General features: G+C 70.0%; 18 protein-coding genes. 8 read left to right on the forward strand and 10 right to left on the reverse strand.

Annotated elements, in window-relative coordinates; translation table 11 throughout:
• Positions 1-167: 167 nt before the first annotated feature.
• Genes Aco04nite_RS23725 through Aco04nite_RS23750 form a run of 6 tightly spaced genes read right to left on the reverse strand, consistent with a single transcriptional unit; the run spans position 168 to position 5,041 of the window.
• A complete protein-coding gene (locus Aco04nite_RS23725; RefSeq protein ID WP_212999448.1) occupies positions 168-1,037 on the reverse strand; it encodes a hypothetical protein in 870 nt (289 codons plus the stop codon).
• A gap of 13 nt (positions 1,038-1,050) precedes the next feature.
• On the reverse strand, positions 1,051-2,085 hold the full coding sequence (locus Aco04nite_RS23730) for an ABC transporter ATP-binding protein (RefSeq protein ID WP_212999449.1): 1,035 nt from the start codon (positions 2,083-2,085) through the stop codon (positions 1,051-1,053).
• A complete protein-coding gene (gene modB, locus Aco04nite_RS23735; protein WP_212999479.1) occupies positions 2,082-2,873 on the reverse strand; it encodes a molybdate ABC transporter permease subunit in 792 nt (263 codons plus the stop codon). Before modB ends, Aco04nite_RS23730 begins: the two co-directional genes overlap by 4 nt.
• Positions 2,870-3,679: a molybdate ABC transporter substrate-binding protein gene (gene modA / locus Aco04nite_RS23740; protein ID WP_212999450.1), complete on the reverse strand. Its 810-nt coding sequence runs from the start codon at positions 3,677-3,679 to the stop codon at positions 2,870-2,872. Before modA ends, modB begins: the two co-directional genes overlap by 4 nt.
• A complete protein-coding gene (locus tag Aco04nite_RS23745; RefSeq protein ID WP_212999451.1) occupies positions 3,676-4,074 on the reverse strand; it encodes a TOBE domain-containing protein in 399 nt (132 codons plus the stop codon). The genes modA and Aco04nite_RS23745 overlap by 4 nt, the downstream gene beginning before the upstream one ends.
• A gap of 34 nt (positions 4,075-4,108) precedes the next feature.
• Positions 4,109-5,041, reverse strand: coding sequence for a phosphotransferase (locus tag Aco04nite_RS23750; protein ID WP_212999452.1), 933 nt, complete (start codon positions 5,039-5,041; stop codon positions 4,109-4,111).
• A 145-nt stretch (positions 5,042-5,186) separates the two neighbouring features.
• On the opposite strand from Aco04nite_RS23750, the gene Aco04nite_RS23755 reads away from it, so the two are divergent.
• Together Aco04nite_RS23755 and Aco04nite_RS23760 are read left to right on the forward strand one after the other, a co-directional pair.
• A complete protein-coding gene (locus Aco04nite_RS23755; protein WP_212999453.1) occupies positions 5,187-6,104 on the forward strand; it encodes a hypothetical protein in 918 nt (305 codons plus the stop codon).
• Positions 6,105-6,119: 15 nt separating this feature from the next.
• Positions 6,120-6,977: a siderophore-interacting protein gene (locus tag Aco04nite_RS23760; RefSeq protein ID WP_212999454.1), complete on the forward strand. Its 858-nt coding sequence runs from the start codon at positions 6,120-6,122 to the stop codon at positions 6,975-6,977.
• A gap of 28 nt (positions 6,978-7,005) precedes the next feature.
• Here the strand turns inward: Aco04nite_RS23760 and Aco04nite_RS23765 are convergent, their stop codons facing one another.
• On the reverse strand, positions 7,006-7,815 hold the full coding sequence (locus Aco04nite_RS23765) for a PrsW family intramembrane metalloprotease (protein WP_212999455.1): 810 nt from the start codon (positions 7,813-7,815) through the stop codon (positions 7,006-7,008).
• Positions 7,816-7,865: 50 nt separating this feature from the next.
• On the reverse strand, positions 7,866-8,702 hold the full coding sequence (locus Aco04nite_RS23770; RefSeq protein ID WP_212999456.1) for a DUF1963 domain-containing protein: 837 nt from the start codon (positions 8,700-8,702) through the stop codon (positions 7,866-7,868).
• A gap of 7 nt (positions 8,703-8,709) precedes the next feature.
• Here Aco04nite_RS23770 and Aco04nite_RS23775 point away from each other — a divergent pair, with 7 nt between their 5' ends.
• Together Aco04nite_RS23775 and Aco04nite_RS23780 are read left to right on the forward strand one after the other, a co-directional pair.
• On the forward strand, positions 8,710-8,877 hold the full coding sequence (locus Aco04nite_RS23775; RefSeq protein ID WP_212999457.1) for a hypothetical protein: 168 nt from the start codon (positions 8,710-8,712) through the stop codon (positions 8,875-8,877).
• 245 nt (positions 8,878-9,122) lie between these two features.
• On the forward strand, positions 9,123-10,340 hold the full coding sequence (locus tag Aco04nite_RS23780) for a multidrug effflux MFS transporter (protein ID WP_212999458.1): 1,218 nt from the start codon (positions 9,123-9,125) through the stop codon (positions 10,338-10,340).
• A gap of 89 nt (positions 10,341-10,429) precedes the next feature.
• Here Aco04nite_RS23780 and Aco04nite_RS23785 read toward each other — a convergent pair whose 3' ends face one another.
• Together Aco04nite_RS23785 and Aco04nite_RS23790 are read right to left on the reverse strand one after the other, a co-directional pair.
• A complete protein-coding gene (locus tag Aco04nite_RS23785; RefSeq protein WP_212999459.1) occupies positions 10,430-12,082 on the reverse strand; it encodes a beta-1,3-glucanase family protein in 1,653 nt (550 codons plus the stop codon).
• Positions 12,083-12,220: 138 nt separating this feature from the next.
• Complete coding sequence (locus Aco04nite_RS23790) at positions 12,221-13,744, reverse strand: ricin-type beta-trefoil lectin domain protein (protein WP_212999460.1); 1,524 nt, start codon at positions 13,742-13,744, stop codon at positions 12,221-12,223.
• A 212-nt stretch (positions 13,745-13,956) separates the two neighbouring features.
• Between Aco04nite_RS23790 and Aco04nite_RS23795 the strand changes: the two genes are divergently transcribed.
• Genes Aco04nite_RS23795 through Aco04nite_RS23810 form a run of 4 tightly spaced genes read left to right on the forward strand, consistent with a single transcriptional unit; the run spans position 13,957 to position 18,556 of the window.
• On the forward strand, positions 13,957-15,129 hold the full coding sequence (locus Aco04nite_RS23795) for an NAD(+)/NADH kinase (protein WP_212999461.1): 1,173 nt from the start codon (positions 13,957-13,959) through the stop codon (positions 15,127-15,129).
• Positions 15,126-15,416 carry a UBP-type zinc finger domain-containing protein gene (locus tag Aco04nite_RS23800; protein ID WP_203839066.1) on the forward strand — a complete coding sequence of 97 codons (291 nt, stop codon included), beginning with the start codon at positions 15,126-15,128 and terminating at the stop codon, positions 15,414-15,416. The genes Aco04nite_RS23795 and Aco04nite_RS23800 overlap by 4 nt, the downstream gene beginning before the upstream one ends.
• Before the next feature lie 8 nt (positions 15,417-15,424).
• On the forward strand, positions 15,425-17,083 hold the full coding sequence (locus Aco04nite_RS23805; protein ID WP_203839065.1) for an NAD(P)/FAD-dependent oxidoreductase: 1,659 nt from the start codon (positions 15,425-15,427) through the stop codon (positions 17,081-17,083).
• Positions 17,084-18,556 (forward strand): ATP-binding protein, encoded by a 1,473-nt coding sequence (locus Aco04nite_RS23810; protein ID WP_212999462.1) that lies wholly within the window; start codon positions 17,084-17,086, stop codon positions 18,554-18,556.
• Positions 18,557-19,193: the final 637 nt, after the last annotated feature.

Below are 19,193 nucleotides of genomic sequence, written 5' to 3' on the forward strand. Positions count from 1 at the left end.
GCGCCGATGCGGATTTTAGCGCAACTTCTACCCGTGGCCAGGTTCTGCCGCCGAGTGCGGAGAACCCGCAGCCTCTTGCAGTCCTGCGGTGAGCGGCTGATCGTTCACCTGTTTCCAGAGCGGCAAGTGCTCGACCTGCGTCGGATGCTGGTTCGCCTCGACGACCGTCAGGAGCAGTCGAAGCGGTAGTCCACCGGGCGGTCGTCGCAGTGGGTGCAGACGAAGAGATAGATGCCGCCCGCGTCGCCCAGCATCAGGCCGGACGGGTTCTGCAGCGCCCGCGACGGGTGGTCGTCCTCGCTGTCGAAGCTCCATCCCTGCATCGCGGGACGGTCCTCCGCGGCAATCCAGCGCTTGTTGTCGCCACGGTCGAATTCCCAGCCGGTCACGGTCAGGAGGTGCTCCATGGCGGTGCCGCACGAGCAGTCCGGCCAGTCGGGCGACTGGGTCCAGCCGGGATATCCGCCGGCCTTGGTGCCCGGGGCGACGGCCAGTTCGGATTCGTACTCCCAGCCGGTGTCCTGTTTGACCTGCTCGATCTCGTCGCGGATCTGCAGCCAGACGTCGCGTGGCAGGTCGAAGGTGGGGTATTCGGTCACCCGCTCGGGGCTCAGGACGCATGGCGAGGGGACGAACTCCGGCGAGGATTCCTGGTCCGGTGCCGGTAGGGAGAGCAGCCGGGACCCGACGCCGGCCGACCGGCGCCACCGGATCTCCGGGCGGGGAGAGCTGAACGGTTCGTGGTCGAAGGGGCACCACAGCACCTGCAGGACGTCGGTGCCGGCCGGGAACGGCAGCTCGGGAACATCGCTTGCCAGGAGCTGGAGCACCGGGACGAGTGGCGCCTCCGCTTCGCCCGGCGAATTGTCGTAGTGGTCTTCGCCGAGCGGTCCGTCGCAGGTCGGCCAGGGTTCATCGGCGGGCCAGAGGAGGGGGCCGCCCATCGAACTCTGGTCAGCCACCGGGTGGCCGGGCCGGGGGTTCAATCTGACCGTCGTCCGGGCGTACGGTTCGAGTGCTGGGAAGGTGGGGAGCACCGGGTGATCGTAGTCAGGCCGGGTAGGCCGTGGCTTCGGTGGCTTTGAGGCTGGCCCAGACCTCCCGGCCGGGCTCGAGTCCGAGCTGGACGGCTGCCGCCGACGTGATGTCGGCGGCCACCTGGATGGGGCCGGTCAGCTCGATGCGCAGCGCGTCGCCCTGGCGGGAGACGGCGGTGACCGTGGCCGGCCAGGTGTTGCGGGGGCTGCCTTCCGGACGGACGTTGTAGAGCGCGACCGCCGAGGGCGGGAACGCCACGAAAGCATCACCGGTGAAGGCGCCGGCCACGGTCAGGGTGAAGTCGTCGGCGACCCGGACCGTGCCCTCCGTGGCGTGGCCGCGGTAGAGGTTGAGGCCGACGAGCCGGGCGACGTAGTCGGTGCGGGGCTGCGAGGTGATGGTTGCCGCGTCGCCGGTCTGGACCACGCGGCCGTCCTCGAGGATGACCAGGCGGTCGGCGAGCATCATCGCGTCGAGCGGGTCGTGGGTGACCAGGACCGTGGGGCCGTGGTGGGTGCCGAGGTGACCGCGGAGGTGGGCGCGGGTGTCGAGACGGGTACGGGCGTCGAGAGCCGCGAGGGGTTCGTCGAGCAGGAGGAGTTTCGGGTCCGTGGCGAGGGCGCGGGCCAGGGCGACTCGTTGGGCCTGTCCGCCGGAGAGCTCGCGGGGCTTCTTGCGTACATGATCGGAAAGACCGACCCGGGTGAGGAGCTCGGTGGCCCGGACCCGCGACTCGGTCCTGGAGACACCGCGGCAGCGGGGGCCGAACGCGACGTTGTCCAGCGCGGACAGGTGCGGGAAGAGCAGGTAGTCCTGGAAGACCACGCCGATGTGGCGATGCTCGGGGGCGTCGCGTTCGATGCGGCGGCCGTCGAGGGTGATGTGGCCGTCGTCGAGCCCGATCAGGCCGGCGAGGGCCCGCAGCGCGGTTGACTTGCCGGCGCCGTTCGGGCCGAGCAGCGCCACGACCTCGCCCGGGCCGGCGGTGAGCGTGGCGTCCAGCGTGAAACCGTCGCGCTTGACCACCAGGTGTGCGTCAAGGCTCATGGGACGCCCACCCACTTGTCGCGCATAGTCGCCAGGATCACGACCGAGACCACGAGCAGGACCAGGCTCAGTACGATCGCCGCGTCCAGATCCTGCTCCAGCGCGAGATAGACGGCGAGCGGCATGGTCTGCGTACGCCCCGGGAAGTTGCCTGCGAAGGTGATCGTCGCCCCGAATTCGCCGAGCGCCCGCGCCCAGCAGAGCACCGCACCCGCCGCGACCCCCGGGGCGATCAGCGGCAGCGTGACCCGGCGGAACGCCGTCCAGCGGCTCGCGCCGAGCGTCGCCGCCGCCTCCTCGAAGCGGGAGTCCGCGCCGCGCAGGGCCCCCTCGACGCTGATGACCAGGAACGGCATGGCCACGAACGCCTCGGCCACCACCACCCCGGTCGTGGTGAACGGCAGGGTGAAGCCGAACGTCGTGTCGAGCCATTCGCCGACCAGCCCGCGGCGGCCGAAGACCAGCAGCAGCGCGACGCCGCCGACGACGGGCGGAAGGACCAGCGGCACGGTGACCAGTGCCCGGACGAACCTGCGGCCCGGGAACGTGGTCCGGGCCAGCAGCCAGGCGAGGGGTACGCCCAGAATCAGGCACACGATCGTCGCCAGTGTCGCCGTGAGCAGCGACAACCGCAGCGCGGCCAGGATGCCGGGCTCGGTCAGCCGCTCGGGCAGCGTCGTCCAGGGTGCCCGGATCAGCAGCCCGGCCAGGGGCAGCACGAGAAACGCCAGCCCGGCGATCGCGGGGATCGCCAAGGCCAGCGGTGCCCGGCGGTGCGGCGTGCTCAGGGCTTCTGGAACCCCGCGTCGGCCAGCACCTGCTGGGCCTGCGGGGTCTGGACGAACGCGACGAACGCGCTGGCGCCCGACGGGTTGGTGGCGTCCTTCAGCGCGACGATCGGGTAGTCGTTGATGGCCTGCGCGGACTCCGGGAACTCCACGCCGTCCACATCGGCCGTGGCCGCCTTGGCGTCCGTGCGGTAGACCAGCGCGGCGTCGACCTCGCCCAGCTTCACCTTCGCCAGCGCGGACTTGACGTCCTGCTCCAGCGTGACCGGCTTGACCGTGACGCCGCCCGCGGCGAGCGCCTTCTTGGCGGCGGCGCCACAGGGCACCGCGTCGGCGCAGAGCGCCACCTTGAACTCGGGCTTGGCGAGGGCGGCCAGCGAGGTGATGCCCTTCGGGTTGCCCTTCGGTACGGCGATGACGAGCTGGTTTTTCACGAAGGTGACGGGCTCGCCGCTGTTGTCGCCGGCGTCGGTGACCGTCTTCATCGTGGCGGGGCTGGCGGAAGCGAACACGTCCGCGGGCGCGCCGGAGGTGATCTGCGTGGCGAGCCCGGAGCTGCCGCCGTACGAGAAGGTGACCTCGGCACTCGGGTTGAGCTGCTCGAAGAGCGTGCCGATCTTGTCGAACGACTCGGTCAGTGACGCGGCGGCGAGCACCGTCACCTTCCCGGTCGTCGCGGCGCCGGCACCGGCGGCCGCGCTGCCGGAGGAAGTGGGAGCGGCCGATTCGTCGTCGGAGCCGCTGGAACAGCCGGTCGTCACCAAAACGGCGGCCAGGGCCACCGCGGTCAGGAAGGTCTTCTTCATCTGTCGTCCCCTCGTTCCACGAGCACCGTCGTGGATTTGATAACCGCCACTGCCACTGAGCCGACCTCGAGGCCGAGGTCGTCCACGGCTTCACGGCTCATCAGCGACACCACCCGGAACGGGCCGGCCTGGATGTCGACCTGTGCCATCACCGCGTCGCGGGTGATGGCGGTGACGATGCCCCGCATCCGGTTGCGCGCCGAGGAGCGCCGGCTGGCCGAGTCGGGCTCGTCGGCCAGCGACCGGGCGAACGCGGCCAGGTCGGTGCCGGCGATGCTGCGGTGCCCGTGCTCGTCGCGCACGGAGTCGAGGCGGCCGGCGTCGGCCCAGCGGCGGACCGTGTCCACGCTGACGCCGAGCAGTTCGGCTGCCTCCCCGATGCGGTATGTCGTCACGATCGTCAGCATAGGGGCCGCAGATGCGAGGGTCCTACATTGTCTGGCCTAGTAGATGCAGCTCACTTTCGAGGAGCCCGGTCAGGTAGGCCGCGCGTTCGCCGTCCCGGGGCTCGCCGCGGCTCGGGCACTCGGTGACCATGAGCGTGTAGAGGTGCATGCGGTAGAGCGCGAGCCGGGTGCGGGCGGCGTCGTCGAGCACCAGGCCGGTCGCGGCGGCGTACCCGCGCAGGAACGGGTTGTCCGGCTCGTCCTCGATCCGGCGGAACAGCGCGGGGGAGACCAGGTCGAGCAGCGGGTCGCCGTAGAGGTACCGCTCGCCGTCGACGAGTCCGGTCAGGACACCGTCACGCGCCAGCACGTTGCCGTCCCAGAGATCCCAGTGCAGCAGCGCCGGGCGGGTGACCGTGGCGAGGCATGCGCGGTGCCGCTCGACCGTCTCGGCGATGCCGGAGGGTAACCGCACCGACCAGTCCCGGGCGTCGGCGAGCAGATCGTCCACGATCGCGGCGAACGCCGCCGGCCAGTCCGCGCCGGACGCCCGGGCGCCGGCGTAGCCGAATCGTGACCCGGTGAGCTCGTGGACCCGCGCGATCGTCGCGCCGAGCTGCTCGCGGACACCGTCGGTGTTGTCCAGTTCGGTCAGCGGCCGGCCGGGCAGGAGGGTCACCGCGAGCCAGTCGTCGGCCAGGTGCAATACCTCGGGTACGGGCGCCAGGTTGCGTACCCGCTGGTAATAAGCGCTTTCGGCGGCGAGGAGGCCGGCCTCGTACCGCAGCAGCCGGGCCTCGGGAGCGGCGGCGGTCTTGACGACGATCTCGCGTCCGTCGGTCAGGGTGGCCCGCCACACGGCGGCGAACGTGCCCCCGGACAGCTCGCTTGCTTCTCGTACCGATGCTCCCAAAACGGGCGCGATCCAGGTATCTAGGGTCCGGAGATCGAGGTCACGACGGGTAGGACTACGCATACGGCATTGTGCAACTCCGGATTGTGGGAAAACCTTGGGGTGCGGGGGTTCCAAGGAGGGGTACAGAGGCTGCATGAGAGTCCGTGACGAACGGCCAAGGTTGGCGGACCGGGGCCGGGGCATCACTGTCCGCAACACCCGCCCGGTGCCGATAACGCGCCCGGCCCACGCCGACGAACTGCCCGAATATCTGCGCGCCCTGCGACGGCTCGCGGATGCCGACGACCTGAGCACGGCGTACGCCGGCTGCTCCATCGCCGTGGAGGTGGCGGGGCGCGTCGGCGACGGCGCGGGGCTCGCCATGGCGTACTCCCAGCGGTCGTCGGTGGCCCGGCGCCTGGGGGATCTGCCTGCCGCGCGGGGCGATGCCGAAGCCGCCGCGGAGTTGCTGGCGGTGTCCGGTGTGCCGCCCGGCAGTGCCGCCGGGGCGTTGCTGTTGTCGCGCCGGATCGCCGTACTCCTCGATCTGGGGGAGCAGGCGGCGGCGGATGCCCTGCTCGAGGCCGCGGGTCTGACCGGCGACCTACCGGATGATCCCGAATATCTCTTGCTGCGCTATGTGCGCGGTCGCCTGCACGCCGCGTCCGCACGCCCTGGTGAAGGGCTGGCCGACCTCTATCGCTGCGGGGAGCGGCTGGCCGCGCGCCACTCCGACCATCCCGGCGTGCTGCCGTGGCGTTCGGCGGCGGCATCCGTCCTCAAGCGACTCGGTGCTGCCGAGGCTGCCGAACGGCTGCTGGCGGAGGAGGTCGCGCTGACCCGGCGGCACGGGCTCGCCTCGGCGCTGGGCCGTGCGCTGCGCATCCAGGGCCAGGTGCTGCACGGTGAGGCGGGGATGGCGGCGGCCGAGGAGGCGGTCCGGGTCCTGCAGGGTACGCCGCGCAAGTTCGAATTCGCGACGGCGCTCGTCGACCTCGGGGGTCTGCTGAACGGGGCGAGACGACGGGCCCAGGCGCGCCGGGTGCTGCGTGACGGACTGGAGCTGGCCGAGGCCTGCGGATCCCCGGCGCTGGTCGCCCGGGCCAAGCGGTACTACGGGGGCGCGACCGACCGGAGTAGTTAGGTTAGCCTTGGCTGCATGACCGCCGTCTCCCTGCTTCCGGTCCTCCGGCCGTACCAGCCCTTCGCGCTCCGCGTGGCGCGCACCCGGCGGCTGAGCACGAGCTTCGTGCGGGTCACCCTGGCCGGGGAAGCGCTGGCGGAGTTCGCTTTCCACGGCTTCGACCAGCGGATCAACCTGCTGTTCCTGCCGGCGACCGAGGACCACGAGGCGTTCGCGCGCCAGGACGATTGGATGACCGAGGGCCGCACCTGCGGCGCTCCGCTGCGGGTCTACACCGTGCGCGCGTTCCGGGCCGCCCCGCTCGAGGTCGACATCGACTTCGTGCTGCACGGCGACACCTCCCCGGCGTCACGCTGGGCGGGATCGGCAGCCCCGGGCGACCCGGTCGTGATGATCGGCGCGACGCACGGCCACCCGGTGACCGACGTGGCGTGGAAGCCCCCGGCCACCGCTGACCTGCTCCTGCTCGCGGCCGACTGCACGGCGCTGCCCGCGGCGGCCGCCATCCTGGAATCCCTCGACCGGCCGGCGCGCGCGGTCATCGAGGTCCCCGAGCGCGACGACCGCCTCCCCATCGCGGGCGGCCACGACATCACCTGGCTGGTCCGCCACGACGGCGACCGGATCGAGCCGGTGGTCCGGGACCTGCTCGACACGTTCTCACCCGGTGCTGCCCCGGCCCCCGCCTTCGTCGCGGAGTCCGGCGACGATGTGTGGGATGTTCCCGAGGAGACCACGGGCAGCTTCTACGCCTGGCTGGCCGGTGAATCGGGCACGGTCGTGTCGCTGCGCCGGCACCTGGTGGGGGAGCGCGGCATCGACCGGAGCGCCGTCGCCTTCATGGGATACTGGAAACGCGGGCAGGTCAGATAGCCAGTGCAGATCCGATGGCTAGTGCAGGTCAGATAGCCAGGGCCTCGCCGCGGGGCGCCCACTGGGTGTGCTCGGCGAACGCGCGGTAGCGGTGCAGGGCGGCGAAGAGCCACCCCAGGCTGAGAATCGCCAGGATGATGAACGGGATCACGCCGCTGAAGGTGTCCCAGGCGGTGTGCATGGCGACGGCCCCGGCGAACGTACCGATGAAAGCCAGCACTTTCTTGCCGGTCGGGCTCGCCACCAGCGCCCACAGCGCGCCACAGGTCAGCCCGGTCCACGCGGTGTGCCCGGCAGGCGCGGTCAGCCCCCGCACGAACAACGTCTCCTGCACGGAGCCGATGTTGCCCTGGGAGGACAGCAGCGCGCTGAAGCCGTACCCCATGGTCTCGAGAGCGGCGAATCCCATGCCGGAAGCGACCCCGATGACCAGCCCGTCCGAAGGCAGCCGCCGCCCGTGCCGCGCGAGCAGAATGAACAGCAGAATCACCGGAACGATCATCTTGGCGGTTTCCTCGATGAGCGCCACGAAGAGCATCGGCAGCGCACCCAGCCCCCGTAACGCGTCGTACTCCAGCGTCCCCGCCACGACCACGCCGATGACCCCACCGAAGAACGCCGCCGTGACCAGCGCGGACGCCGGAACCTGCCAGCGACCGGTGCGGGCCTGCGCGAAGGTCAGGAACGCCAGCGGCACGACGGTCGCCCCGAGCAGCAGCAACGACGGCACGAAGTTGGGGTTCTGCGTCCGCACCAGCGTGCGCAGCACGACGACGTAGAGAGCCAGGCCGATGACGAGCACGCCCAGCCAGGCCCACCGACGGGATAGATCACGCATCCACGGAGTCTCCCGCACGAGCGGCACAGTGCGCTACCGATCGTGGCGCGTCACTCCGTGAACTCGCAGAAAGACAGCGCCTTGTCGAACCGGCCGGCGGCGAGGTCCTCGTGCCGGATCAGGAACCGCCCGTTGGTGTACTCCTCGTGCGGCGCGGCGAACTGGACGAGCGGCACCCACTCCCGCAGCACCTCGTGCTCCGGCCTCCCGGACATCTCGGCCAGCCCGGTCTCGGGGCTGTCCTGGGCGGAGTTGGAATAGCCCCCGACCAGGAAGCCGTCCCCGATCCACGGGATCCGCCCGGGCCACAGCCGATCCACGAGGGCGCTGAGCTCCTTGCAGTGCGGCACCTTGGCGAACAGGTCCTTCTCGAAGTCGGACTGCCATTCCACCGGGCTGTCGAGCCAGTCCGGCAGATCCGGTTCCACCGAGGCGAACAGCTCGCGTGCCGGGTCGGCCAAGGGATGTTCGTCGTACATGTCGTGCTCGTTGGGCGGCAGCTCGGTGACCTCTTCCCCCTCGCCCGCGGGCACGTACACGACCCGCGCGTACTTCTGCTCGTCGGCCATGGAGGCGTCGACCGCCCACAGCGCATCAAGGAAGAACAGCAACGAACCGGCCTCGGGAAGGGCCAATCCGTCGATCTTCGGCAGGGCCGCACAATCAAGCGACCCTATGTACGCCAAGGGCGCACCCGGCTCCGACGACGGCCAGGGCACCCCCGCCGGCAGATGCGGCATCCCACCGAACCGCCCGACCGCCACGCCGTCAGCCCGATCCCCGGCGCGCACCCGGAACCGCAGGAGCTCGTCGGCGAAAAGCGCCGCTTCGTCCGCCGGCACACCCAGCTCGCCGGCGGCCCCAAGAAATCGATCGCGATGATTCATGGCCGACATGATGCCTTTCGCTGTCCACAAAGGCGCGGCCGGTGACCGGATCTGGTTCGGCTACCAGGCAGCCGGGGATGAGGAAGGCATCGCCTCGCTCGACCTGCGGGGCGAGAGCCTCGCGGTCACGCTGGACGACGGCGCGGAGAAGTGGGCCGACACCGGCAAGACCTGAAAGATGCGCATCCGGGCGGAATACATGCCAGGCACGTACAACGTGGCTGACAGCCTCAACAACACGACGTACAGCTTCATCCTTCACCAAGTGAGCTGAGGTCAGCGAAGCGAGGCTGTGACCGCCGTTACCAATTCGGCGGTGGTGGAACAAAGCCGGGCGCGGGGCACCTTGTCGAAGTAGTGGCTGAACCTCGCACTGTGACCCCGCCCGACAACGATCTCTCTCCCGGAGAGCTGCTTCCGATGGGGCGCCGCTTCCGGATTGTCCTCGTGCTCGGCTTCCTCACGGCGCTCGGGCCGCTGACGATCGACATGTACCTGCCGTCGCTGCCCACGATCAGCACCGACCTGAACGCCAGCGCCGCCGCCGTGCAGCTCACGCTGACCGGCACGCTGATCGGGCTGGCGTTCGGGCAGCTGCTGGTCGGGCCGCTCTCCGACGCGGTCGGGCGGCGGGTGCCGCTGCTCTCGGGCATCGCGGTGCACATCCTGGCCTCGGTGCTCTGCGTCATCGCCCCGAACCTCGCCATGCTCGGGGCGCTGCGGGTGCTGCAGGGACTGGGTGCCGCCGCGGCCGCCGTCATCGCGACGGCGATGGTGCGGGACCTGTTCGACGGGATGGCCGCGGCCCGGCTGTTCTCCCGGCTCATGCTCGTCGTCGGGGTCGCCCCGATTCTCGCCCCGACCATCGGTGGCCTGGTGCTGAACTGGACCTCGTGGCGCGGCGTGTTCGTCGTTCTCACTGTCGTCGGCACCGCGATCATGGCGGTCTCCGCGATCGTCCTGCCGGAGACGCTGCCGGCCGTCCGGCGTCGCAGCGGTGGCGTCCTGGGCACGGTCCGCGACTACGGCCGGCTGTTCAGCGATCGGGTGTACGTCGGCCTGATCCTGGTGGCGGGGCTGGCGATGGCGGCGCTGTTCGCGTACGTGAGCGGGTCGTCGTACGTTTTCCAGGACGGTTTCGGCATGAGCGAGCAGCAGTTCGCGTACGTCTTCGCCGGTGGTGCGATCGGCCTGATCGGCGCGACCCAGCTGAACGTCCGCCTGCTGCGCCGCTGGACCCCCCAGCAGATCATGAGCACCGCACTGCTGGCCGGTCTCGGGTTCGGGCTGGTGCTGCTGGTCCTCGCCGCGACGAACGTCGGCGGCCTGATCGGCATCCTGATCCCGCTCTGGGCGACGCTGGCCATGGTCGGCCTGGTCATGCCGAACGCCCCGGCTCTCGCACTGTCCCGGCACGGTGAAGCTGCGGGCACCGCGGCTGCTCTGCTCGGCGCGGTCCAGTTCGGCGTGGGCGCCCTCGCTGCCCCGCTGGTCGGCATGCTCGGCGTCGGCGCGGTCGCGATGTCCATCGTCGTCTTCGGCGGCATGCTGGCCGCCACCGCGGTCTGCTTCCTGGTGGTCCAGCCCCACCGCCTCCCGGTGCAGCAGTCCGAGACGGTTGTGGCTCTGGTCCACTGACGTTCTCAAACGCAGAAGCGGCGCGCCGAAAATCCGGCGCGCCGCTTTTTACTGTCTGCTGAGGGACGCTTTTACTGCCTGCTGAGGGATCAGAACGGCGTCATGACGATGCCGGCCTGGCGGGGGTCGCCGTCGTGGACGAGCGACTCCTGGTTCTGCACGTCGTCGAACGCGAACGCGTACGCCTTCCCGTCGACCATCTGGTCGTGGATGACCTTCGCGTAGTGGTTCGACGGCTCGCCCTTGTAGAAGTCGGCCGCGCCGCCGCTCGGCTGGGTGTCGAGCGTGCCGAGGGTGGTGCGCTGCATCGCGGCGCACAGCGTGCGGGCGATCGGCCCGACGACCAGGTCGTTCGGGGCACCGAGCGCGCCGTCACAGCCCCATACGTTGGCGGTCGACGGCTTGGTGAACGACGCGACGACCTTGCCGGTGGTGTCGGTGAAGTTCATGACGTTCCCGCTGGTCCTGCCGGAGAACTTGTTGTTCGGCTGGTCGCCGAAGGGCACCACGGTCAGGGTCTTGCTGGTGTACGCGTTCCACGCCGAGTTGATGTACGGGTCGAGGTACGTCGCGCTCATCAGCCCCGCATCGGCGGCCTTGCCCGGTGCGAGAACCCGCAGGACCGTGCCGTCGGAGCGGGTGACGACGCTCTTCGCGAAGTCGGACTGCGCCTTGACGGTGTCGATGACCTTCTGCCGGCCGCCGGGCTTGAGCTCGCCGGTCTTCGTGGTCACGCCGTTGCCGCCGAGCACACTGACGATGTGCGGGACAGCGAACATGTCGACCTGCGAGCTGTTCAGGAACAGGCCCGAGTCGTTGAGCGTGAACTCGCTCCAGTCGAACAGGATGTCGTGGTTCGGGTCGGCGCTCGCCCACGGCGCGGGCTGCACGAGGCCGTCGTTGGTGAGCCGGAAGTCGAGCTTCTTGCCGAACGACATGTAGAGCCGGCCGGACAGGTTCTTCGGCATCTTGATCGTGGTGCTGTCGCCGTTTCCGGGGCCCGCGATCGACACGTCGGGAGCGGGGACGGGGGTCGACGCGCCGCCGGTCCACGCGGTGAAGGCGCCGGCGCCGTTGACGTACCCCAGCTTGCCGGTGGTCAGGTTGACGCCCAGCAGATAGAGGAAGACGGAGTCGGACCGGCCGGTGTTGTTGGTGACCTTGACCGGCAGCAGGTTGGACGCCGGCGGCGGGTTCGGGTCGGTCGTCGGCGGCGTGGTGGGCGACGTCGTCGGCGGCTTGCTGGTCGGCGCGGTCGTCGGCGCCGTGGTGGTGGGAGCGACCGTGGGGGCGGTCGTCGGGACCCTGGTCGTGGGCGCGGTGGTCGGAGCGGTCGTGGTGCCGCCGCCCGAACCGCTGCACGGCTGGCCGTTGATCAGGCAGTTGAGCGGGGTGCCGCCGGAGCCGACGAAGCCGAAGGTGACCTTGCCGTCGACCGGGACACTGCCGTTCCAGGAGCGGTTGGTGAAGGTGCGGTGCTGACCGCTTGCCGCCATGTCGGCTTCCCAGAAGCTGCCGATGGTGGAGCCCGTGGGCAGGTCGAACTCGACCTTCCAGGACGACATGGCCGCCGGCCCGCCGTTACTGATGGTCACGTCGCCCTGCCAGCCGGAGCCCCAGTCGGAGGTCTTCGTGAAGGTCGCCGTCGTGGCGGACGCGGATGCCGGCAGGGCGATCCAGGTGGTCCCCGCCGCCGCCACCACGGCGGCGACGGTGAGGATGAGTGTTCGCTTGCGGCGCATGGGGGGAACTGCCTCCACTAGGGGGATGACAAGAGGTCCCGTAATTATTAGGACTCTTTACTGCGTCGCCCCTAATTCAGACAGTCATTAAAGTTCCCCTAACCAGGGCGGCCCCTTCGGCCGCCCCAGCTGGGGTTTTCAGGCCCGTCGGAACTTCTGGTTGGCCGTTCCGGCGCAGTCCCAGAGCTGGAGCTGCGCGCCGTCGTTCGCGTTGTTGTCCTTGATGTCGATGCACTTGTTCGCCTGCGGGTTGACGAGGTCGCCCGCGGCCGAGAGCACGAACTGCTGGGCCGGGTTGCCGCTGCAGGTGACGATCTGGATCGCCGCGCCGTTGGCGGTCGAGCCCCACGCGACATCCATGCACTTGTTGCTGGACGTCTGCAGGGTGCCGTTCACGAACGTCCACTTCTGCGCGGCGCTGCTGTTGCAACCCCACATCTGCAGCAGTACTCCGTCCGAGAAGTTCGAGTTCGGCACGTCGACGCACTTGTTGTTCAGGTTGCTGACGACCGCGCTCGTGCTGCCGCCGCCGGAGGTGGTGAGCGAGAGCCCGTACGTGCCGAGGATCTCGTTGACCGGCTGGAACCAGGTCGTACCGCCGCTGGTGCAGTTGCCGGTCACGCCCGAGGTGACGCCCTGGGCCTGGTTGCCGGTGATGACCGAGCCACCCGAGTCGCCCGGCTCGGCGCACGCGCTCATCCGGCTCAGGCCGGAGACCGCGCCCTGCGCGTAATTCACCGTTTCCTCACGGCCCTGCAGGGTTCCGCACCGCCATCCTGTCGTACGCCCGGAGCGGCAGATCGAGCTCCCGACAGCGGCGTCCTGCGACCCGGCGACCGACACGACGCCGCCCGCGTAGTTGTTGACCCACGGCTGCGGCGTCCAGCTGCTGTTCGTCCGGATCCACGAGTAGTCGTTGCCCGGGAACGAGGAGCCGGCGAACGTACCCTGCGCGACGTTGTTGTTCCCCAGCGTCGGGCTGTTGACGCCGCCGCAGTGCCCGGCGCTGACGAAGCCGCCCGCGACCGAGAAGCCGACCGAGCAGAGCGTGTTGCCGTTGATCACGTACTGGTCGCCGCCGCGCACGTCGTAAACGGTCTTCGGGGCTTCCGCGGCGGTGACGACCTCGACGGTCCCGGCGCCGCTGTCCTCGGCGAACTTGCGCGCGGCAGCCTCGGCGCCCGGCGCGGCCGTGACCACGACACTGTTGAGCGTGACGTCGACGTACCAGCTGCGGATCGCCGTGCCCTTGGCCTTCGCGGCGCTGCGGTCGAGCTTGGCCCGTGCCGCCCTGAGATCACCGGCGCTCCTGGTCACCACCTTCGGCACGGCACCCTCGGCGCGGACGGTGGCTACCTGGCTCGCGTCGGTGACCGCGACGGTGAGACGGTCGCTGCCCTTCGGGATCCAGGCGCCGGCGTACTTGGCGCCGAGCTTGGCGGAGAGCCGCCGCTGAACGACGGGCGCGGCGGCCTCGGTGGCCAGCCGGGCCGCGATCTGGTCGTCGGTCAGGCCGAGGTCGCGGCGCATGGCGGCGGTCATGCCGGGCGCCATGTCGAAGGCCTGCGGTTGCTTGGCTGCGGCATACGTCACTCCGGGTACGCCCGAAGCGAAAAGCAGGGCCGCGGCGGTGGCGCCGAGCACCTTGAAAGCAGGGGACATGGGGGATGGGTCCCTTCCGCATGATCTGGGGATTGTGAGGAGGGAGAGCGCTCTCAAAATCGGAGTGTGTCGATTAATAACAAATCTGTCAACAAACCTTTTCGGTACGACGCGCCGGTACCGGTTTCATGCCCCCTCGCCGTTGACGCGATGACGTGCAAGGCTGAACGCTGACCTGTAGGCGGAGCGTGGACGATCATGGAGTGGCTTGAATGGGCATGATCAAGGTGGTGGGGCTGGTCCTGCACCCCCGCCGGGACTGCGGGTCCGCCATCGACGCGATCGTGCGCTGGGCGGCCGCCCGCCACGTCACCGTGCTGGGCCTGCACGACGAGATCAGCCGGATCGACTGCGACGCCGAGGCGGTCACCGCCGAGGAGATGGTCGAGCGGGCCGGGCTGCTGGTCAGCCTCGGTGGTGACGGCACGATGCTGCGCACCATGCGGCTCGTCGAGGGCCGCAAGACCCCGGTGCTCGGCGTCAACGTCGGGCGGCTGGGCTTCCTCGCCGAGGTCGACCTGCCCGATCTGGCCGGGGCGCTCTCGTCGATCGACGAGCATCGGTTCACGGTCGAATCGCGTACGGCCGTGCGGACGGTGCTGCCCGACGGCAGAGAGGTCTCCGCCTTCAACGACATCGCGCTCGTGCGGGTCCCCGGCGACGGGCTCGCGCACGTCGGCATCAACGTCGAGGGCAGCAACTTCGTGCGCTACGCGGCCGACGCCGTCATCGTCGCCACGCCGACCGGTTCGACCGCCTACAGCTTCTCCGCCGGCGGTCCGATCGTCTCGCCGAACGTCGAGGGCCTGCTCGTCAGCGCCGCCGCCGCGCACTCCTCGTTCAACCGCTCGCTGATGCTCTCGCCCGACGAGCAGCTGGAGCTCGACGTGCTGCTCACCAGCGGCCGGCTCGCCATTGAGGTCGACGGCATCATCCAGGGCTACGCGGGCGCCGGCGACCAGCTGCGCATCGTCCCCGTCCCGGCCGCCGCCCAGGTCATCAGGTTCGGCCGCACCTCCTTCTACGAGCGGGCCCGGCGCAAGCTGCGCGTCGAAGGCAGCGCGCAGGTCGGTGGCGGCGACCCCGCCGACGCCGTGGTCGTCGACAGCTTCGAGCAGTCGCGCTACGAGGTCCTGATCGGCGGCGAGATGGCCGGCATGCTGCACTACCGGCGTCACGGCGAGGAGGTCGAGCTCGCGCACACCGAGATCGACCAGGCCTTCGAGGGCCGCGGGCTGGGCGGCCGGCTCGCCTCGGCGGCGCTGCACGACGCCCGTCGCCGCGGCACCCCGGTCCGGGTGACCTGCCCGTTCGTCGTCGGCTACGTCGAACGCCACCCCGAGTTCAGCGACCTGGTGGCCGCTACGAAGGAGACCGTCGCATGACCGCCAACTGCACCCATCTCGACAAGGCCGAGGACGTCACGCCGTCCGGGCAGGGCTGCGTGGAATGCCTTGCCTCCGGCGGCACCTGGGTTCACCTGCGCGTCTGCCGGACGTGCGGGCACGTCGGCTGCTGCGACTCGTCGCCCGGCAAGCACGCCACCGCACACTTCCACCACGAGGACCACCCGCTCGTCTCGTCCTACGAGCCGGGCGAGGACTGGTGGTGGTGCTTCAGTGACGAGGTGGCCTTCAAGGTCCCCGATTCCCCCACGTTCACCTACGGCTGAGGACTCCCATGGGCCACCCCGCGATCCTGACCGTCGACGACGACCCCTCGGTCTCCCGGGCCATCGCCCGCGACCTGCGCCGGCGCTACGGCGAGAACTACCGGATCATCCGGGCCGCGTCGGCGTCCGATGCGCTCGACGCGCTCAAGGACATCAAGCTGCGCGGCGGCCGGGTCGCGGTGATCCTGGCCGACTACCGGATGCCGCAGATGAACGGCATCGAGTTCCTCGAGCAGGCCATGGACCTGTTCCCCAACGCGCGGCGGGCGCTGCTCACCGCGTATGCCGACACCGACGCCGCGATCCAGGCGATCAACGTGGTCGACGTCGACCACTACCTGCTCAAGCCCTGGGACCCGCCGGAGGAGAAGCTCTACCCGGTCATCGACGCGCTCATCGACGCCTGGCAGGCGACCGGTGACCGTGAGATCGAGGACATCCGCGTCGTCGGGCACCGGTGGAGCGAGCCGTCGTACCAGATCCGGGATTTCCTGGCGCGCAACCTCGTGCCCTACAAGTGGTTCTCGGCGGACGAGCCGGAAGGCCGCCGCCTGCTGGAGGCCGCCGGGGTCGGCCCCGAGTCGATCCCGCTCGTGGTCACCACCGACGGCCGGGCCATGCACCAGCCGACCACCCTCGAGGTGGCCGAGGCCGCGGGCCTGTCGACCGCGCCCAACCGGGACTTCTACGACCTGATCATCGTCGGCGGGGGACCGGCCGGGCTCGGCGCGGCCGTCTACGGCGCGTCCGAAGGTCTCAAGACGCTGCTGGTGGAGCGGTCCGCGGTCGGTGGCCAGGCCGGGCAGAGCTCCCGCATCGAGAACTACCTCGGCTTCCCCGACGGCATCTCCGGCGCGCAGCTCACCGACCGGGCCCGCCGCCAGGCCGGCAAGTTCGAGGCCGAGGTGCTCAACACCCGCGAGGTCACCGGGCTGCGCACCGACGGCTCGGCCCGCACCCTCACGTTCGCCGACGGCGGCGCGGTGTCTGCGCACTCGATCGTGCTGGCCACCGGGGTCGCCTATCGCCCGCTCGCGGCCGACGGCATCGCCGCGCTCACCGGCTCCGGCGTCTACTACGGCTCCGCCGCCACCGAGGGGCCGTCCTGCGCCGGCAGCGACGTCTACATCATCGGCGGCGCCAACTCCGCCGGGCAGGCCGCGCTCTTCTTCTCGCGCTACGCCCGCAGCGTCACCCTGCTCGTCCGCGGTGACTCGCTCGAGGCATCGATGTCCTACTACCTGATCCAGCAGCTCAACCGGATCGACAACATCCACGTCCGGACCCGCTGCGAGGTCGTCGGCGCCGAGGGCGACGGGCACCTGCAGGCCATCACGATCTGCGACAGCAAGAACGGCTCCGTGGCCGCCGTCGAGTGCGGCTACCTGTTCATCTTCATCGGCGCGGAGCCGCGCACGGACTGGCTCGACGGCGCGGTCGCCCGGGACGAGAAGGGCTTCGTCTACACGGGCCCCGATCTGCTCTCAAATGGCACCCGTCCAACGGGATGGGATCGGGACCGCGATCCGTTCTACCTTGAGTGCAGTGTTCCCGGCATTTTCGCCGCCGGCGACGTCCGGGCCAACTCGGTCAAACGGGTGGCCTCGGCGGTCGGCGAGGGCGCGATGGCCGTCACGCTGGTCCATCGTTACCTGGAGGCACAGTAAATGACCGACACCGAGGTCGAGGAGATCAAACTCCTGCCCTGTGAGCCCGGCAAGCTCACGACGGCAGACCTGAAGACGCTGTTCCTCTTCGAGAAGCTGACCGACGAGCAGCTCACCTGGATCGCCGAGCACGGCTGCACCATGCACGCCCCCGCCGGCTCGCTGGTGCTGCGCGAGGGCGACCCCGCCGACCAGTTCTTCATCCTGCTCACCGGCACGATCGCGCTCACCCGCCGGATCGGCCAGGACGACGTGCAGACCACCCGCACCGAGCAGCGCGGCGTCTACATGGGCGCGACCCAGGCGTACATCCGCGACGAGGGCGTCGAACGCAAGTACATGGCCTCCATGCGCGCCCTCGACGACGCCGACTTCTTCATGATGTCGGCCGCCGACTTCGGCCAGATGATGCGCGACTGGTTCCCGATGGCGATCCACCTGCTCGAAGGTCTCGCCCTCGGCATGCGCAGCACCCAGGCCGCCATCAGCGAACGCCAGCGCCTCACGGCCCTCGGCGCCCTCTCCGCCGGCCTGATGCACGAGCTCAACAACCCCGCCGCGGCCGCCTCCCGCGCCACCAGCGCCCTGCGCCAGCGAGTCGCCGGCATGCGCCACAAGCTGGGCATGCTCGCCGCCGGCAAGGTCCCCCCGGAACGCCTCGTCGCCCTGGTCGAACTCCAGGAAGAGGTCATCGAGCGCGCCGCGAAGGCCCCGGTGCTGACCGCGATGCAGACCGCCGACCGCGAGGACGAGCTCGGCGACTGGATGGACGACCACAAGGTCACCGGCGGCTGGGACATCGCCCCCGTCTTCGCCCAGGGCGGCATCGACGTCGACTGCCTCGAGGAGATCGCCGCCAAGGTCGAAACCGCCGGCCTCCTCGACCAGGCCATCCACTGGATCGGCTACGCCCTCGAAACCGAGCAGCTCATGAGCGACGTCGAGGACGCCACCAGCCGCGTCTCCAACCTCGTCAACGCCGCCAAGCAGTACTCCCAGATGGACCGCGCCGCCCACCAGTGGATCGACGTCCACTCCGGCCTCGACAGCACCCTCGTCATGCTCGGCCACAAGATCGGCCAGGGCGTCAAGGTCGTCAAGGACTACGACCGCACCCTCCCCCAGATCCCCTCCCACCCCGCCGAACTCAACCAGGTCTGGACCAACATCATCGACAACGCCGTCCAGGCCATGACCGGCGCCGGCACCCTCACCGTCAAGACCTACCGCAAGGACGACTACGTGGTCGTCTCGATCGGCGACACCGGCCCCGGCATCCCCGAGGCCCTCCGCAAACGCGTCTTCGAGCCCTTCTTCACCACCAAGCCCGTCGGCGAAGGCACCGGCCTCGGCCTCGACATCTCCTACCGCATCGTCACCAACGGCCACGGCGGCGACATCATCGTCGAATCCCAGCCCGGCGACACCCGCTTCCTCGTCAAACTCCCCATCACGGAGCCCTCCTCCCGCTGACCGCTCCTCCCACCGCGCCGCCGTCCCGTGCAAGCTCGCAGGATCGGCAGCCGGCGCGCAGGAACCCTGCCGCAGTAGACCTCCGTGGACCCCCGCCCCGCCGTGGTGGCGACCAGCCACCGCGCTGTGGTGGTGAGCTGCCGCTCCGCCGTGGTGGTGAGCTGTCCCCGCGAGGTGGTGAGCTGTCCCCGCGAGGTGGTGAGCTGTCCCCGCGAGGTGGTGAGCTGTCCCCGCGTCGTGGTGGTGAGCTGTCCCCGCGAGGTGGTGAGCTGTCCCCGCGCCGTGGTGGTGAGCTGTCACCCCGAGGTGGTGAGCTGCCACCGCGACGAGGTGCTGATGTTGCCCAGGCGTGAAGGCATGCGCGCGCAGGGTGATGCCGAGGAAAGTGATGTCATCCCGCAGAATGGAATGTTGTACTCATCCCGGCTACGGGTCAACTTCATGCGACTGCCACTGTCGAATGCGCAATTTTATTCTTTCGCACATCACACACAAAGTTCGGCAGCCGCACTCCGGATCATCCTGATATCGCCCTGAGCTTGCGCGCTGGCCCTGAGCTTGCGCGCTGGCCCTGAGCTTGCGCGCTGGCCCTGAGCTTGCGCGCTGGCCCTGAGCTTGCGCGCTGGCCCTGAGTTCG

It is taken from the genome of Winogradskya consettensis, from assembly GCF_018332715.1.
GTDB lineage: Bacteria > Actinomycetota > Actinomycetes > Mycobacteriales > Micromonosporaceae > Actinoplanes > Actinoplanes consettensis.